Source organism: Halopseudomonas sp., from assembly GCF_036960865.1.
Classification (GTDB): Bacteria; Pseudomonadota; Gammaproteobacteria; order Pseudomonadales; family Pseudomonadaceae; genus Halopseudomonas.
The window spans coordinates 136,773-153,310 of the sequence record NZ_JBALWE010000006.1 but is presented as its reverse complement, the minus strand read 5'-3'; the positions used below and the strand labels follow the sequence as shown (position 1 = coordinate 153,310).

Genomic DNA, 16,538 nt, shown 5'->3' with positions numbered 1-16,538 from the left:
CTGATTATTGCTTTTTGATCTAAATAGCGGGGCCGCTAATGCGACCCAAAAGAGGTAGGTATAGGGGAGGTAATGCATGCGAATGCTGGGGCGGATCAGCCAAGTCTGGCGTTACCCGGTCAAAGGGATGGCCGGCGAGTCGCTGTCTGCCTGCCTATTGACCGACAGGGGGCTGCAGGGCGATCGGTGTTGGGCGGTTCGCGACATCAAACGTAACGAGATTCAGAGCTGCAAGTTTCGGCCAGACCTGCTGCGGGTAATAGCTCAGTCGCGGATAGAACAAGGCGCTACAGCTGATCAGGAGGTAGAGTTGTTGATGCCTGATGGTGCACGGGTGAACTGTCATGCGCCTGAGGTGCATGAGTTGATATCCCGCCTGGTCGGCCATGAGTCACGTTTGGAACCGCTGGCGGCGCAGCGCGACCTGAGCGCATTCAAGCGCTATAAGGCCAAAGGACATGCCTGGCTCGAGGAGCTGAAGGCGACATTCGAGCGTGAGGCAGGGGAGCCGCTGCCGGACTTTAGCGAGCTGCCGCAGGATATGGTCGACTACGTATCCTTGCCTGGCAGCTTCTTTCTGGTCTCGCCGTTGCACCTGTTGACCACCGCGAGCCTGGATTACCTGCGTGCCCGCCAGCCGCAGGGCGATTGGGATCCCCGGCGTTTTCGTCCTAACCTGGTGATCGACACTCTTGCCGCCGAGGCGGGTCTGATCGAGCAGGCGTGGCTGGGTGGGCGCTTGCAGCTGGGCGAGGCAGAAGTGCGCTGTACTGCGGCTGCGCCGCGCTGTGGTGCAGTCACCCGCGCGCAGCAAACCTTGCCTGCCGATACAAGCCTGCTGCGCACTGTAGTGCGCGACGCCGATCAGAATCTGGGTATCTATGCCAATACGCTGGAGCCTGGATTGCTGCAGATTGGCGACCCGGTGTACTTGCACACTTGAGCTAAGCGCTGCTGCGCCGCGAGACCTCGGCTTACTGATAGGTTTTGCCATCGTGGTTGAGCCAGCCGTTGGGGTGTTTTCCTGCTGGATCATGGTGAGTCCAGTGCAGCACGCCGCCTTGCTGATTCCATTCATACTCGCCCATAAACCCGACGTAATCTTTCACCTGCAGGTCGTTTATGCGCGGTGCCAAGTCGATATTGTGCGCTACCAGCAAGGTATGCCCGTCGCTTAGGCGCAGAATGAATTTCTGATGGCGGCTGCCCCGGGTATCGTCTGGCAGCAGCTTGATCACCACACCCTGACCGCGCACCTGCACGTTGCTTGCGTGCGTCTCAAAAGCGTGGGTTACCTGCTCGGTAACCGTGCCTGGGGCCGTCGTTGGCCCATGCGCCTGCCGTCCGTCAAGCGGCAATGGCGCCTCGCTCAGGACAAGGGCGAGACCACAGATAGCGGCGAGATAGACTGCTTTACGCATGGAGTAACTCCGGCACCGAACCCTACCGAGGCGACTTCAGCATAGCTTCGGTTGCTCTGGACGCAAAAGTAGAGCGCGTTGCACGGCAGGCGAGCTACCTGCTTCAGGAAACATCAAACAGCGAGTTGCGCTTGTTCTCGTTCAGACGCGACAGAGTCGCCTGCAACTGTTCGTTGGCTTGTCGGGCAGACAGGGCTGCGTTGCTACTGTCGCTGGTATTGTTGCGGTCAGCGATCCGTTCTGCGATCTGCTCTTCAATTTTGGCCTTCTCCTCCGGTGGCAGGGCGTCGAACTCCTCCTCGGTCAGCCCCATTTCCAGCAGCATACTGTGCTTGATCTTGTCGGCCACCGACATGGCCATGTAACGACTGAATTCGTCTGCCGCGCTGACAGTGCTATCTTCCTGCTCCGGCGTGGTTTCGGCCTCGCCGGCCTTGCTGACGGTTTCCATGATCTGCCGAAATGCCTCTGCCGAGGTGCTGCGGCTGGTGCTGGCGCTGTCGCGTGGCAATGCCGGGTCGCTGCTGATACTGGAATTGACTGTGTTGATGAGATTCATGGTCTGCTCCAACTCTGTGGTGCCCCGCCCCTCGGCGGATGGTTAAAGGCATGGCCATTACTGGCTGCACAAAACAGGCCAGTTGTTACGCCGCGGTATTTCGGGCTGGGCAACCTTATGCCGTTCGTGGGGCAAGATCACACCGGCAAAGTCTGGCCGCCGTCGGCAGGTCATTGCCGGCAGATTTGCGGCCCCGATCTGAGTTCGCGCGGCAGGCCAGGGCGGCGCTACGCGCCAGCCAGACCGGCAAATAAAGGAGCTGCGGCCGCAATATCCAGACGCGATGTCAGTGTGACGCGCAGGGTGAAATCTCAAGCAGCTTTAACACCCTTACCCCTCAGCACTGGAGTACCGACAGCGCGCTGTTGGAGTGGCGCGCAGCTAGGCAACGGAAAAAGAAAAAGGCGCCTTGAAGGCGCCTTTTTCTGCTGCATTGACTACCAGCGGTATCAGGGGGCATGACTGGCGATATCTGTCGGCCCGCGCCGATACACATCCTGCAGCACCAGATCCAGTGCCTGACGGCTCACGCCAGCGTAGGTGTGGTTGACGATGGCGGTCACTGCCCAACTCTGGCCATTGTTGTCACGGGTAATACCGGCGATGGCCTTGACGTTACGCAGCGAGCCGGTCTTCACGTGCGCCTGACCGGCCACCGGTGTGTTCCGCAGACGTCGGCGCATGGTGCCATCCATTGCCGCCAGGGGCATGGAGGCAATGAACTCGGCGCGGTAGGGGCTGGCCCAGGCGGCTTGCAGCAGTTTGGTCATGTCTCTGGCGGTGAGCCGTTCCATGCGCGATAACCCGGCACCGTTCTCCAGTACCAGACCGGTCGGATAAATACCTTTTTCCGCCAGCCACTGGTTGATGACGCGTACTGCTGCCTTGTGGTCGTCGCGATCTGCTGGCGTGCGCTGGTCGCGGCCGATGGTCAGGAACAGCTGTCGGGCCATGGTGTTGTTGCTGTATTTGTTGATGTCACGCACCACTTCAACCAGATCGGGTGAAGCACTCTGGGATACCAGGCGCGAGCTGGCGGGCGCGCGGCCGATGCGGGTGGCGCCGCGAATGGTGCCGCCCATGTCCTGCCATAGTGTGCGTAAGGTGCTGGCGGTGTAGGTGGTCGCGGTCAGTGCTGACAGATAGCGCTGGGCAATGCAGTTCTCGTGCAGGCTGCCGGTCAGTGTGATGGTGGCCTGATAGCCGCTGTCCTGGATGCTGTAGGCAACATTCGGGCGCGGGCAGGAACGCACTGGCGGCAGCAGGGTGAGCTGGTTGTTGATGGTCACTTCCGGCAGCTTGGGTTCAAGATTGATGCGCACGCCGTTCTGCTCGCCGTAGCTGCTGAGCACAAAAAGTTTCAGGTTGGTCAGCAGCGGGTCGGGTTCGACCAGAAAGGGCTTGTTGGGGTCGCCACCGTCGTCGACAAAGGGGGGGACGTCGCTCGGGAAGCGCATGTCCGCCGGTTGCAGCACTAGGTCGCCGGTAATGTCGCGTACGCCGGCTGCTTTCAGGTCGCGCATCATCAGCCACATGCGCTCGATCGTCAGCTTGGGGTCGCCGCCGCTGCGGAAAATAAGATCCCCCTGCAGGGTGCCATTAACCACCGGACCGTCGATAAACAGGTCGCTGCGCCATTGATAGGTTGGTCCGAGTATTTCCAGCGCGGCGTAGGTGGTAATCAGCTTCATGGTGGAGGCTGGATTGACCGGGATGTCGGCATTGACGAACTGTGCCATGCCTTGGCCTTCCAGTGGAATGACCGCCAGCGACAGCGCGTCGGCAGGGATTTTCGCGGCGGCGAGCGCAGAGCTGACCTTGGCCGGCAAGGTGCCGCTGTCGGCAGCAAATGCGGGGGCAGTAATCAGCAGGCTCGCAGCGGGCAGGAGGCAGAGCAGGGCACGTTTGAATCGGTTAGGCATGAAGACCAGCTCCGTAGGGATCGAGGTGGCTGAAAGCTATGGCGTTTTCATTCATTCCCTTGTAGAGCGCATCATCACTCAAATAACTGCTTACGCCAAGTACTTAAAGTAAATTGTTATGTAGGGTGTTTTGCGCGCGCGATGTTTGTGAGTAAAGGCGCTGCTTACTTCGCCTGTAGGGCGCAAATTACCCGGTTCGCCTGCTAGTCCAGGTTGCGGCGAATGCGCCCAGAGAACCACAAAAGTGGCAGTAATACCAGACAGATCGTCAGGGAGATCCAGACGCTTTCGCTGCGAATGCGGTAGGCCTCGGCGAGCAGCTGGTCCTCGGGTACCAGTACGGCCAGATAGGTATCGGGCATGCCACGTAGCCCTATACGACGCTGCTGAATAATCCAACGGCGGCCTTCCAGCTCGCGGGTAATGCGGCGCTCTTGGCGATAGCCATCCAGTGCGAGGGTGGCCAGAAGCGTGCTGCCTAGCTGGTTGAAGCGCTTGAGGTGCAGGCTGCTGCCCTGCGCCGTGTGCAGTAATCGCTGTACGTCATGATAGGCAATGACAGTGCCATCGGCGGTGTAGATCAGCAACTGGGAGTCAGGCGTGATCTTCTGCTCCTCCAGCGCCTGTGACAGTCGGCCAAGAGTCAGATCGGCGCCCAACACAGCACCATTTTGCGCGCGCTTCGCCAGCGTGGTACCGAACTCGTGGGTAGAAAAGAACACGTAGGGCAAGGTGACAATCTGCTGGTCGACCGCTGTCGCCTCCTCATACCAGGGACGTTGCCGTGGATCAAAGCCGTCATCGACCATCAAGCGCGCCTCAATAATGCCGAGTTGTCGGTTCAGGAAGAGATAGGTGACGTTGCGCTCGCCGTTTTCGTTATGTACGTGCCACACCATCCAGCGCGCTTCCTGTGGTGCGTCAAAGCGGTTCTGATTCTCGGCCACGTCGAGTGACCTCAGCATCAGATAGTCGCCGTCGTTCCAGCCCAGATACAGGGAGTTGAGCTGCGGGTTATCTGTCAGCACCTGCGCGAGCGACTTCAAATGCGGCAGGCGTTGGGCGAGGGAGCGAGTGTCGGGCAGGGAGCCAAGGCTCAACAGGTTCAATGCCTGGCTGGGTGGCCGATAAATGTTATCCAGCTGGGTCTCGACATTCAGGCTTAGGCGTTCAAAGAGTTCGTCGCCGGTCGACAGCATGACCCGTGACAGCTGCTGGTATTGAAACAGCGTCAGTAGCGTTCCGGTTAACAGCAAGGTCGTCAGTGTGATGAGAGCTGTCAGGCGGTAGGGCCTGGCGGTGAGCTTCCTTCCTGGATCGTCCGGCATGGAATTCCTGTGTTACTGCCTGTCGGGATGAGGTCAATATAGACCATTACGCCGGGGTTGGCAGGGCAAACAGGGAGCGAGCGGTTGCCGTGGTATGGGTTGCCAATTGCTGCAGGGACTCACCGCGACACTGTGCAACGCACTGCGCTACTTCGATCAGAAAGGCGGGTTCATTGCGGCGGTTCTTCGGCTTGTTGCTCATGCTGCGCGGCAGCAGCCAGGGAGCGTCGGTTTCCAGCATCAGGCGGCCAGCGGGAATGTCGCGCATCAAGGGATGCAGGTGGGTGCCACGACGCTCGTCACAGATCCACCCAGTGATGCCGATATGCAGATCCAGATCGAGATAGGCGTAGAGTGCTTTCTGGTCGGCGGTGAAGCAGTGCACCACCGCGCCACTGAGTTGATCGCGGTAGTCGCGCAGCAAGGGCAGCAAAGTCTCGCTGGCATCGCGTTCGTGAAGAAATACCGGTAAGCCGGTTTCTACGGCAATGGTGAGCTGATCCTCCAGTGCCTTGAGTTGTGCAGTGCGCGGGGAAAAATCACGGTTGAAATCCAGGCCGCACTCACCAATGGCTTTCACCGCGGGCTGCTGGCTTAGCTGGGTAAGCTGGCGGCTGCTGTCGGTGTTCCAGTGGCGAGCTTCGTGGGGGTGAACCCCTGCGGTGGCAAACAGCCGGCTGGGTTCATCGACGCAGAATTCGAGTACCTGATCGGCATGATCGAGTGAAGTGGTGGTCAGCAGCAACTGGCTGACATCGGCCTGCCAAGCCCGCTCCAGAACTTCAGAGCGGTCTTTGGCAAAGGCCTTGTCAGTCAGGTTGACGCCAATATCGACCCATTCCATGGTGCGAAGGGTCAGTCCTTGCGGGGCGGTCTGGCGGCGCGCGGCTTGCTGGCGAAGTCACGCTTGGGCTTGCGCGCCGGACGTGATTCAGTCTCACCAGGCGGTAGCGGCCAGGCGCGGATCTGCAGCGGAACGCCGTTGATTTCGGCGCTGGCCAGACGGTTGAGGATGTCCTGATCGAGCTGCGGCAGATAAACGCCGGTGTGCTCGGGGAACATCTTGATGTGACCGATCTGCTGGCGTTGCAGTTTGCCGACCTTGACCAGTACATCCACCAAGGGCTTGGGCATCAGCCCGCTCTTGCGGCCGCCCTGCACCTTATAGCGGGTCAGGCCGCTGTCGCGGTCAAACTGGTTTTCCTGGCGTGCAGGCGCGCTGGGTAGCTCGGAAACCGGCTCCAGCAGCGTCTTGGCGCTAGGCAGAATGGCCAGCAGCGCTGCAGCCAGTTCGGTGGCGTCAAGGCTGGTGAGCTCCTGCAGATCGGTAACCAGCTGCTGGTGCAGCGAGGTCGCGTTCTCACGGGCGCTATTGAGACGGGTTGCCAGCTTGTTCAGACGACCGCTACGCACGGCATCCGCCGATGGCAGTGCCTGGGGCTCGATCTTCTGGCCAGTGGCCTTCTCGAGTACGTGCAGCAGGCGACGCTCGCGCGGGGTGGCGAACAGAATTGCCGTGCCCTGGCGACCAGCGCGGCCGGTACGGCCAATGCGGTGCACGTAGCTTTCGCTGTCGTGCGGCAGATCGTAGTTGAGGACGTGGGTGATGCGCTCCACATCCAGGCCGCGGGCGGCAACATCGGTGGCCACGATGATGTCGATCAAGCCGCGCTTGATGCGATCGACCACCTGCTCACGCAGTTGCTGGCTGAGGTCGCCGTTCAGTGCGGCGGCAGCAAAGCCGCGCGCTTCCAGCCGCTCGGCCAATTCCAGGCTGGCGGTCTTGGTGCGCACGAAGACGATCATGGCTTCGACCGGCTCGACTTCGAGCAGCCGGGTCATGGCGTCCAGCTTGTGATGGTTGGACACTTCCCAGACTTTCTGGGTGATGGTATCCAGGCTGCTGCTGGAGCCACTGTGCAGGCGGATCTCCTTGGGCTCTTTCATGTGCTTGCGTGCGACGGTGCGCACGCCAGGCGGCATGGTGGCTGAGAACAGCGCCTTCTGGGTTTGCTCAGGGACTTCTTCGAAGACGGCTTCGAGGTCGTCGGCAAAACCCATCTTGAGCATTTCGTCCGCTTCATCGAGCACCAAAAAGCGCAGGTCCTGCAGCTTCAGGCTGCGACGGCGCAGGTGATCGGTCAGGCGGCCAGGGGTGGCGACGACAACATGTGCGCCACGCTCCAGTGCTTTGAACTGCGGCGCAAAAGCTGAGCCGCCGTAGAGTGCCAGTACGGAAAAGCCACGCATGTTCTGCGCATAGCGCTGAAACGCTTCGGCGACTTGCAGTGCCAGTTCACGGGTTGGCGTGAGGATCAGCGCCTGTGTGGCACGCAGGCTGACGTCGATGCCGGCCAGCACCGGCAGTGCAAAGGCGGCGGTCTTGCCCGTGCCGGTTTGCGCCAGACCGAGCAGATCATCACCGCTTAGCAGGGTGGGGATGGCCTCGGCCTGGATGGGGGAGGGTGTTTCATATCCGAGGCTGTTGAGGGCCTCGAGAAGCGGAGCAGGTAAGCCAAGATCGGCAAACTGCTTGGCCGCCGGAGCGGTATCGGACATACGGGAAGTAAACCTTGGGGGATATGTAGATCGGGCATTATACGCGGTTTACAAGAAAATTGCCGCAGCCTTTTTTGCCACCCTGTTCATTCGCCTGCCGAAGTGGCAGGCTAAAGCCCAAATTTATGAGAGAGGACAATCAGATGGGTCGTTTGGTTGAGGGGCAGTGGCACGACGAATGGTATGACACCGAGTCAACTGGCGGCGCGTTCAAGCGTGAAGACGCCGGCTTTCGCGAGAGCGTAGGTGAAGGTTCGCGCTACCCGGTGGAGTCAGGCCGCTATCACCTGTACGTGTCGCTGGCATGCCCGTGGGCTCATCGCACCTTGATCATGCGCAAGCTCAAGGGTCTGGAGTCGCATATCGGCGTTACCGTGACCCACCCGCACATGCTGGAGCAGGGCTGGCGTTACGAGCCGGCCGAGCCGCTGTACGGCCTGCAGTTCCATCATCAGCTGTACACCAGGGCCAAAGCAGATTACACCGGCCGGGTTACCGTCCCGGTGCTCTGGGACAAGGTGACCGAGAGCATCGTCAATAACGAATCGGCCGACATTCTGCGACTGCTCAACAGCGCTTTCGAGGAGCTGGCCGACAATCAGGATGATTATTACCCGTCAGCGTTGCGCGAAGAAATCGACCAGGTCAACGAACGCGTCTATCACGACATCAACAACGGTGTGTACAAAACCGGCTTTGCCACGCAGCAGTCGGTTTATGAGCAAGCCTGCGAGACCCTGTTTGCTGCGCTGGACTGGGTCGAGGAGCGGCTGACTACCCAGCGTTATCTGGTAGGGGAGCGTATCACCGAGGCTGACTGGCGCCTGTTTACCACGCTGGTGCGCTTTGACGCGGTCTACCACGGCCACTTCAAGTGTAATCTGCGCCGCATTCAGGACTATCCTGCGCTCTCGGGCTACTTGCGTGAGCTTTATCAGTGGCCGGGCGTCGCCGAGACCGTCAACTTCGAGCATATAAAGCAGCATTATTATTACAGTCACGACACCATCAACCCCACGCGCATCGTGCCTTTGGGTGCTGGGCAGGACCTGAGCCTGCCGCATGAACGCAGCCACCTGCCGGTACTGAACTAGTACTACCGTCTCTTTCCGCGCCTGCTACCATACGGCGCCTGCCCGTTGACCTGTCGGCGTGGTGGCGCTGTATACAATAAACTGCCCTTACTGACTGCCTGAACTGTGGAGACGTCGTGATCGACCTAGCAAACCTGATACCGCCAGCACTGACACTGGCGGGCATCGCCCTGGTCAGCCTGATTTGCCAATTGATGGCCTGGCGTTTGCGCTTGCCCGCAATTTTGTTTCTGCTGCTCAGCGGTATTATCTGCGGCCCGGTACTGGGGATGATCAATCCGGACGAATTCCTGGGCGATCTGTTGTTTCCGATAGTCTCGTTGTGCGTGGCGCTGATTCTGTTTGAGGGTAGCCTTACCCTGAAATTTGAGCAGCTGAAGGAAACCGGCCCGGTGGTGCGGCGGTTGGTGACCGTTGGTGCGCTGGTTACCTGGGGCGTCATCAGCGTCGCCTGTTACTGGTTGATCGGTCTGGATGTGGCGCTCTCGGCGCTCTTCGGTGCGCTGGTGGTGGTCACCGGTCCGACCGTGGTAGTGCCTATGTTGCGCACCCTGCGCGCCACGCCAAGGATCTCCAAGGTACTGCGCTGGGAAGGTATTCTGATCGACCCGATCGGCGCCTTGTTAGCGGTCCTGGTCTACGAATGGATCGTCTCGCAGGCAGCAGGGCACAACGGTTTTATGGCCAGTTTGCTGATCTTTGTCGAGGTCATCGGGGTGGGCACCATCGCCGGTATACTGGGTGGTTTTGTCATGGCAACCGCCATGCGCCGCCATTGGATACCGGAGTATCTGGAGGTGCTGGCCTCCCTCACGCTGGTGCTGGTGATGTTCGCGGTCTCCAACGAGATTGCTCATGAATCCGGCCTGCTGACCGTCACCATCATGGGGATCTGGCTGGCTAACGCCAAGGGCATCGATATCGAAGAAATTCTGGTGTTCAAGGAGCACCTGTCGGTATTGCTGATTTCCGGTCTTTTCATTCTGCTCGCCGCCCGTCTGGACCTAGATGCGCTGCTGGCGCTGGGTTTGCCAGCGCTGGCACTGCTGGCGGTTATACAGTTTGTTGCTCGACCCTTGGCGGTTTGGATCAGCAGTATAGGTAGCGAGCTGACCTGGCCGGAACGCGCCATGGTGGCGTGGGTTGGGCCGCGCGGTATTGTGGCGGCGGCGGTGTCTGCGCTCTTTGCCCTGCGGCTTGAGCAGGCGGGTTATGAGGACGCGGCCTTGGTCAGTGCACTGACCTTTGCGGTGATCATCGGCACTGTGGTGTTTCAGAGTGCGACTGCGCGCTCTGTCGCCAGCCTGTTGAAGGTGACCGAGCCAGAGCGTCGCGGCATTCTATTGATTGGTGCCAACCAGGTTTCACGTGCCTTGGGGGAGGTATTGCAACGCCTGGAAGTGCCGCTGTTGGTGGTCGACACGCACTGGGATTCGATCCGTCAGGCCCGCATGAAAGGGCTACGCACCTTGCGCGGCAATCCGCTGTCTGCAACGGTCGACAGTAACCTCGATCTGGCGGGCCTGGGTACGCTGCTGACATTGACCCCTGAACGGGAATGGAACGCGCTGCTGAATCAGCATTTTCGCCGCGACTTTCCGGGGCATCGCATTTTTACCGTGCGCAACGAGCGCGCCGGGGCCAATGAGCGGCTGCAAATTTCGTCCAAACACGAAGGGCTGCCCTTTGGTCAGGAAGGGATGACGTTCAGCAAGCTCTCCAGCCTGGTCAGCCAGGGCGCGCGTTTCAAGGCCACCACGCTGAGCGAAGGCTTCAGCTATGAGCAGTGGCAGCAAGATGCCGGCAAGACGCGCATCGCGCTCATGGCCCTGACGCCGGAGCGCCGCTTGCGGATACTCAGCCCAGGCCTGGAGTTGGTACCGGAAGCAGGCTGGACGCTAATCTATCTGGCGACCAGTCAGGACGAAAAGCCCGGTGATACCGCAGCGCTGGTGGCGCGTCGTGAGAATGGTCAGAGTGAAGAGGCGGCCAAGCCGGCGTTGCCTGACCCTCAATAATCGACAGCTGTAATCCAGTACAGGCGCTCACCGCCGGGTGCCTGTACACAGATTTCATCGTCCAGCGTCTTGCCCAGCAATGCCCGCGCCATGGGGCTGTCAATGCTGATGTGTTGCTGTTTCGGGTCAATTTCATCGGGGCCGACGATACGCAGTAGCAAGGGCTTACCCTCTTCATCCTCGAGTGTGACGCGGGCGCTGAAATACACCTTGCTGGGGTCACTCGGTGGCTGATCTACCACTTTCAGCGCTTCAAGACGCTTGCGCAGAAAGCGTACCCGGCTGTCGATTTCGCGCAACATCTTCTTGCCGTAAATGTATTCCGCGTTCTCCGAACGGTCGCCAAGGGCGGCCGCTTCGCTGACTGCCTGGGTAACCGCTGGACGCTTCTGCAGCCACAGATGGTCCAGTTCTTCGCGCAGGCGCTGAGCGCCGGCGGCGGTGATCAATGGCGTGCCGGCACTGCGCGGTGGGCGGTAACGGCTCATCTCAATGGCTCCGATTGATCAGGCGCATGGGGCTTTGATGTACCACGGCGCGGGTGCCCAGCGCGCCGGCGACACCGATCAGCAAGGCGCCGGCCAACGGCGCCAACAGCCAGAACAGCAGATGCGGCTGCCATTCGAGATCCAGGGCGAAGCGGTACAGGGCCCAGGTGGCCAGTTCGCTGGCGACGATTGCCATCAGACCGGCAAGGGCGCCCAGTAGTGTGAATTCCAACCGATTGGCGCGCCGCAACAGCGCTTTTTGCGCGCCCAGAGTGCGCAGTAGCGCGCCTTGATACAGGCGTTGGTCCAGCGTGGCCTGCAGCGCGGCAAAGAGTACGGTCAGCCCCGCCAGCAACACGAATATCAGCACGTACTCGACTGCCAGCGTTACCTGCGCGAGGATGCTGCGAATCTGCTCAAGTATGGGCTCTACCTCCAGCAGGGTCATGGCCGGAAAAGCGCGGCTCAAGTCGCGCAGCGCCGCACGCTCGCTGCTGGGCAGGTAAAAACTGGTCAGCAGCGTGGCGGGTAGGTCGTTCAGGCTGCCGGGCGAGAAGATCATGTAGAAGTTGGGCGTGAAGTTGTCCCAGTCCACTTCGCGGATGCTGCTCACGCGGGCACTCAAGGTTTGCCCGGCGATGACGAAGCCCAGTTGGTCGTCCAGTTTGATGCCAAGGCTGTCGGCCAGCTCGGATTCGATCGAAACCAGAGGTTGCTCGTCTGGCGCTGCGGGCCACCAGGTGCCCTCACGCAGATGGTTGTCGGCCGCCGGCTCGGCCGCCCAGGTCAGGCTCAGATCGCGGTTGATGGCACGCTCGCCCTGACTCTCCTTGGTGACTTGCTCGCGCACCGGTTGATCATTGATGGTAACCAGTCGGCCCGGCGTGACCGGGTAAAGGGGCGCGCTGCGTGCGCCAATGGCAGTCAGCTGCGCGGCAAAATCATCGGCCTGATCGGGCAGAATGTTCAGGGCGAAGTGGTTGGGGGCATCGGCGGGAAGCTGGTCTTGCCAGTTACTGAGCAGCTCGGTGCGCAGGATGATCACCACCAGCATGCTCATGAAGATCAGCCCAAAGGCGAGAATCTGCGTCGCCGCAGCGGCGGGTTGCTTCAGCAGTTCACCGCTGCCCAGTCGCCAGGCCAGACTGGCGCGTGCCAGCGGAGCGGCACTGGCACGCAGCAGCAGCCAGGCTAGCAGCCCCATAACCAGCGCCGCGGCTGCGCCGCCAAAGACCATCGACAGGGTCAGCTTGAGGTCACCAGTGAATTGCCACATCAGCAGGCAAAGCGCAGTCAACGCCAGGCCGTAGATGAACCAACTGCTGCTGGGCATGGGCGCCAGGTCGCGGCGCAGTACGCGTAGTGGAGCCACGCGGCCCAGCCGCAGCAGCGGCGGCAGGGCAAATCCGAACAGCGCCGTCAGGCCGGTTGCCGCGCCGATCCAGAGAGGTTGCAGGCCGGGCGCTGGCAGGTCGGGTGGTAGCAAATCCTGTAGCAGTACTATCAATCCCCACTGCACCACCCAGCCGAGCAGCAGGCCTGCCAGCGTGGCCAGGGCGCCCAGTATCAGCAGCTGAGAAAGAAACAGTTGCAGCACCTGCCGGCGTGACAAGCCCATGCAACGCAGCAGGGCACTGGCATCAAAGTGCCGCACGGCAAACCGCCCGGCAGACAGCGCCACGGCGACCCCGGCCAACACGACTGCGGCAATACTGGAAAGCCCTAAAAACTGATTGGCGCGGCCCAGCGCGCGGCCGACCTGGCGGTTGTCGTCGTTGACCGTGGTCAACCGCTGGTTGACCTCTAGCTGAGGTTCGAGCCAATCGCGGTAACCCTGTAATGCCGGACTCTCACCGCTGATCAGCAGACGGTAGGTCACTCGGCTGCCAGGCTGCACTATACGCGTTGCGGGGATGTCGGCGAGGTTCATCAAGACGCTGGGTGAGAGGCTGTAAAAGTCGGCTGCGCGATCAGGTTCATGGGTGATCAACGCGCTGATGCGCAGGCTGGCGTAGCCAACCTCCAGGGAATCACCGACCTCCAACGCCAACTGGTTCAGCAGCCGTGGTTCTATCCACACCTCTCCCGCAGCGGGGATATCTTGGGTAGTGCGCTCCTCGCCAAAAGGCTGGTCGGTGATACGCAGTTCGCCGCGCTGCGGGTAGCCGGCTTCAACCGCCTTGACGCTGCTCAGCTGCATTTCGCTATCGCTGGCCATTACGCTGGAGAAGCCCACCTGGGCGCTGGTTTGCAATCCCTGCGCACTGGCCTGTTGCGCATAGAGTTCAGGTAAGGCGCTGCGCGAGGACACCACCATGTCGGCCCCGAGAAACTCGGCGGCGCGACTAGTCATACTGCGTTCAATACGGTTGGTGAAGAAGCTGATGGCGGTGCTGATGGTGACGGCGATCAGCAGCGCCAGGATCAGTACCCGCAGTTCGCCCGAGCGCCACTCCCGCCCAAGCAGACGCAACGCCAGGGCAGGGGAGTTGAAGCCACTCACGCTTCAGGCTCCAGCAGTTTTCCGGCTTGCATGTGCAATGCGCTGCTGCAGCGCTCGGCCAGTCGCGCATCGTGTGTCACCAGGACCAAAGTGGTCTGCTGCTCGCGGTTGAGTTCAAAAAGCAGGTCGGTGATGCGCTCACCGGTGGCGGCATCCAGGTTGCCGGTGGGTTCATCGGCAAACAGGATGGCTGGCTCACTGGCAAAGGCGCGAGCGATGGCTACGCGCTGCTGCTCGCCGCCGGAGAGCTGCTGTGGGTAGTGGCTGGTGCGGGCAGCCAGACCAACACGATCCAGCAGTTCCGCAGCGCGCTGGCGAGCGTCGCGCCGACCGGCCAGCTCCAACGGTAACATGACGTTTTCCACGGCGGTGAGGCTATCAAGCAGCTGGAACGACTGAAACACGAAGCCGACCTGCGCGCCGCGTAATGCCGCCCGTTGGTCTTCATCCAAGTCATTGAGCACCTTGCCGGCCAACTCGACTTCGCCGCTACTGGGCAGGTCCAGGCCGGCTAGCAGGCTCAGCAGTGTCGACTTGCCGGAGCCCGAGGCACCGAGAATGGCAACGCTGCTGCCGCGGCTGATCTGTAGGCTGACGTTATCGAGGATGGTGAGTTCGGCTTCCGAGCTGGATACGACTTTGCTAAGGTGGCGAGCGATTATCACATTGTCTGACATGGTATCTGGCCTGATGAAACCCTGGAAAAACTGCCTTGCGGCAATCCTGTTGTCGCTGCTGACGCTGCCTGTCTCCATGAGTGCTTCTGCACAAGGCATTTTGATCCTGGGTGATAGTATCAGCGCCGCTTTCGGTCTGGAACTTGAGCGCGGCTGGGTGAGTCTGTTGCAGGCGCGTTTGCGCGACCAAGCGGTTGCGCTGCCGGTGGTCAATGCGTCGGTCAGCGGCGATACTACCGCAGGTGGTCTGGCCCGCTTGCCACGCCTGCTGCAGGAGCACGAACCCGATCTGCTGATCATCGAATTGGGTGGTAACGATGGCCTGCGTGGTCTGGCTCCGGATAAAATGCAACAGAATCTTTCTGCCATGGTTGATGCCGCGCACGCGTCCGGCGCCGAGGTACTGCTGTTGGGCATGCGAATACCGCCGAATTACGGGGTGCGCTATACCGAGGCCTTCGAACAGGTGTTCCGCGAGCTGGGTGATCAGCCTGATGTCGCTCTGGTGCCCTTTGTGCTTGAAGGGGTAGCGGGCGTGCCGCAGCTGATGCAAGCTGATGGCATACACCCGAATGCCGACGGCCAGCCGGGGATTCTGGAAAACGCCTGGCCGCTGATCAGCGACTGGCTTGAAACGCAGCTCTGAGCTGTTTCTTATTGTTGGGAGCTTGCTGTGGCTGTAAGTGTGTCCTGGATTGCCAGGCTCTGGTGTATTGTTGAACAGGATGAGCAGCAGGACCTGTTCGTGCAGGATCCCTGGCATCTTCATCTGGTGGATATCAATCTGCGTCTTGATGTGCCGCGTGAACGTACGTTGTGCGGTGACCTGTTGCCCTCCCGGCCGCTGTATCGCGAGGTGGCGCGGTCGATGATGGCGGCGATCTGTCCCGCCTGCATGCGACTGGTCAACGAGTTGCGCCAGGGTCAACAGCGCTCACGCTCTGCCGTGCAGAAGGCGCCCGCGGTCGACAGCGGCCAAGTTGCCATGACTATCTTTCTAGCAGGAGTTGATGCATGAGTGTATTTCGTCCGACCCTGACGGTGTTGGCTCTGGCTAGTGGGCTACTGAGCGCTGTACCGACGACTCAGGCCAACGATTACGTGCTGCACAGTGCAGATCAGGATGTCATTGGCCAGGTGGAGACGCACAAGGCGCGTTACGAAGATACCTTCGCTGACCTCGGTAGCTCGCTGGGTTTTGGTTATTTGGAAATGGTCGCTGCCAACCCGGCGATCGACCCTTGGTTGCCGGGGGAGGGAACCAACATCACGCTCCCGGGGCAGCATGTGCTACCGATCGCCCAGCGCGAGGGCGTGGTGATCAATCTGCCCGAGTTTCGCATGTACTATTTCCATAAGGGGGGAGAGATAGTCTCCAGCTACCCGGTGGGCATCGGCCGCGAGGGCTGGTCGTCGCCGTTGGGGCAGACCCGTATTCTGCGCAAGCAGGAGAAGCCGTCGTGGTATCCGCCCAAGTCGATCCTTGAAGAGCACGCCGCCAATGGCGATCCGCTGCCAGCGGTGGTGCCGCCGGGCCCGGATAATCCCATGGGGCCGTTCAAGATGAATCTGGCCATGAGTGGTTATGTGATTCACGGCACCAACAAGAAGTTCGGCATCGGCACGCGGGTCAGCCACGGTTGCTTCCGCATGCGCAATGAAGACATCACCGAGCTGTTTCCCCAGGTGCCGGTGGGCACCACAGTGACTATTGTCAACCAGCCGTACAAGCTGGGTGTGATTAATGGCGAGCTGTATCTGGAGGTGCATACGCCGCTGGATGAGCACGGTATGCCGTCAACATTGGACAAGCAGGGTGCGATTCAGGCGTTGCTGGCGGAGCAAAGTGAGAAGGTGAGCGGGTTCAAACTGGATTGGGAGGCGATTCGCGATCTGGTGTATGCCGAGAGCGGGATTCCCGGGCGTATCGGACAACCTGTCCGGTCCATGTGAGCCGGACAGGTAACAA

At 60.7% G+C, this 16,538-nt stretch carries 15 protein-coding genes; 6 read left to right on the top strand and 9 right to left on the bottom strand.

What is annotated here, in order from left to right:
• Positions 1 to 76: 76 nt before the first annotated feature.
• The gene (locus tag V7747_RS10305) at positions 77 to 943 is read left to right on the top strand and encodes an MOSC domain-containing protein (RefSeq protein ID WP_335615950.1); all 867 of its coding nucleotides are present in this window, start codon (positions 77 to 79) and stop codon (positions 941 to 943) included.
• Between the two features lie 31 nt (positions 944 to 974).
• Here the strand turns inward: V7747_RS10305 and V7747_RS10300 are convergent, their stop codons facing one another.
• The 6 genes from V7747_RS10300 to V7747_RS10275 all read right to left on the bottom strand — a co-directional run bounded on the left by V7747_RS10300 (position 975) and on the right by V7747_RS10275 (position 7,789).
• A complete protein-coding gene (locus V7747_RS10300) occupies positions 975 to 1,421 on the bottom strand; it encodes a DUF3465 domain-containing protein (protein ID WP_335615949.1) in 447 nt (148 codons plus the stop codon).
• 103 nt (positions 1,422 to 1,524) lie between these two features.
• Complete coding sequence (locus V7747_RS10295; RefSeq protein ID WP_335615948.1) at positions 1,525 to 1,980, bottom strand: hypothetical protein; 456 nt, start codon at positions 1,978 to 1,980, stop codon at positions 1,525 to 1,527.
• A 449-nt stretch (positions 1,981 to 2,429) separates the two neighbouring features.
• Positions 2,430 to 3,902 (bottom strand): D-alanyl-D-alanine carboxypeptidase/D-alanyl-D-alanine endopeptidase, encoded by a 1,473-nt coding sequence (gene dacB / locus V7747_RS10290; protein ID WP_335615947.1) that lies wholly within the window; start codon positions 3,900 to 3,902, stop codon positions 2,430 to 2,432.
• A gap of 203 nt (positions 3,903 to 4,105) precedes the next feature.
• Positions 4,106 to 5,230, bottom strand: coding sequence for a hypothetical protein (locus tag V7747_RS10285; RefSeq protein WP_335615946.1), 1,125 nt, complete (start codon positions 5,228 to 5,230; stop codon positions 4,106 to 4,108).
• A gap of 46 nt (positions 5,231 to 5,276) precedes the next feature.
• Entirely contained in the window at positions 5,277 to 6,074 is a 798-nt protein-coding gene (locus V7747_RS10280; RefSeq protein WP_335615945.1) for a TatD family hydrolase, read from the bottom strand.
• A gap of 11 nt (positions 6,075 to 6,085) precedes the next feature.
• Positions 6,086 to 7,789, bottom strand: coding sequence for a DEAD/DEAH box helicase (locus V7747_RS10275; protein WP_335615944.1), 1,704 nt, complete (start codon positions 7,787 to 7,789; stop codon positions 6,086 to 6,088).
• A gap of 143 nt (positions 7,790 to 7,932) precedes the next feature.
• Here V7747_RS10275 and V7747_RS10270 point away from each other — a divergent pair, with 143 nt between their 5' ends.
• Positions 7,933 to 8,883 (top strand): glutathione S-transferase family protein, encoded by a 951-nt coding sequence (locus V7747_RS10270; protein WP_335615943.1) that lies wholly within the window; start codon positions 7,933 to 7,935, stop codon positions 8,881 to 8,883.
• A 116-nt stretch (positions 8,884 to 8,999) separates the two neighbouring features.
• Positions 9,000 to 10,901, top strand: coding sequence for a cation:proton antiporter (locus V7747_RS10265; RefSeq protein ID WP_335615942.1), 1,902 nt, complete (start codon positions 9,000 to 9,002; stop codon positions 10,899 to 10,901).
• On the opposite strand, the gene greB is transcribed toward V7747_RS10265, so the two are convergent.
• From greB to V7747_RS10250, 3 genes are read right to left on the bottom strand one after another with little or no spacing between them, the layout of a single operon-like run.
• Positions 10,895 to 11,389, bottom strand: coding sequence for a transcription elongation factor GreB (greB, locus tag V7747_RS10260; RefSeq protein WP_335615941.1), 495 nt, complete (start codon positions 11,387 to 11,389; stop codon positions 10,895 to 10,897). The genes V7747_RS10265 and greB overlap by 7 nt on opposite strands.
• A gap of 1 nt (position 11,390) precedes the next feature.
• Positions 11,391 to 13,892: an ABC transporter permease gene (locus V7747_RS10255; RefSeq protein WP_335615940.1), complete on the bottom strand. Its 2,502-nt coding sequence runs from the start codon at positions 13,890 to 13,892 to the stop codon at positions 11,391 to 11,393.
• Complete coding sequence (locus V7747_RS10250) at positions 13,889 to 14,569, bottom strand: ABC transporter ATP-binding protein (protein WP_335615939.1); 681 nt, start codon at positions 14,567 to 14,569, stop codon at positions 13,889 to 13,891. Before V7747_RS10250 ends, V7747_RS10255 begins: the two co-directional genes overlap by 4 nt.
• Positions 14,570 to 14,582: 13 nt before the next feature.
• Here V7747_RS10250 and V7747_RS10245 point away from each other — a divergent pair, with 13 nt between their 5' ends.
• Genes V7747_RS10245 through V7747_RS10235 form a run of 3 tightly spaced genes read left to right on the top strand, consistent with a single transcriptional unit; the run spans position 14,583 to position 16,522 of the window.
• The gene (locus V7747_RS10245; protein ID WP_335615938.1) at positions 14,583 to 15,215 is read left to right on the top strand and encodes an arylesterase; all 633 of its coding nucleotides are present in this window, start codon (positions 14,583 to 14,585) and stop codon (positions 15,213 to 15,215) included.
• 27 nt (positions 15,216 to 15,242) lie between these two features.
• Positions 15,243 to 15,587, top strand: coding sequence for a hypothetical protein (locus V7747_RS10240; RefSeq protein WP_335615937.1), 345 nt, complete (start codon positions 15,243 to 15,245; stop codon positions 15,585 to 15,587).
• Positions 15,584 to 16,522, top strand: coding sequence for a L,D-transpeptidase family protein (locus V7747_RS10235; protein ID WP_335615936.1), 939 nt, complete (start codon positions 15,584 to 15,586; stop codon positions 16,520 to 16,522). The genes V7747_RS10240 and V7747_RS10235 overlap by 4 nt, the downstream gene beginning before the upstream one ends.
• The last annotated feature ends 16 nt before the right edge of the window (positions 16,523 to 16,538 follow it).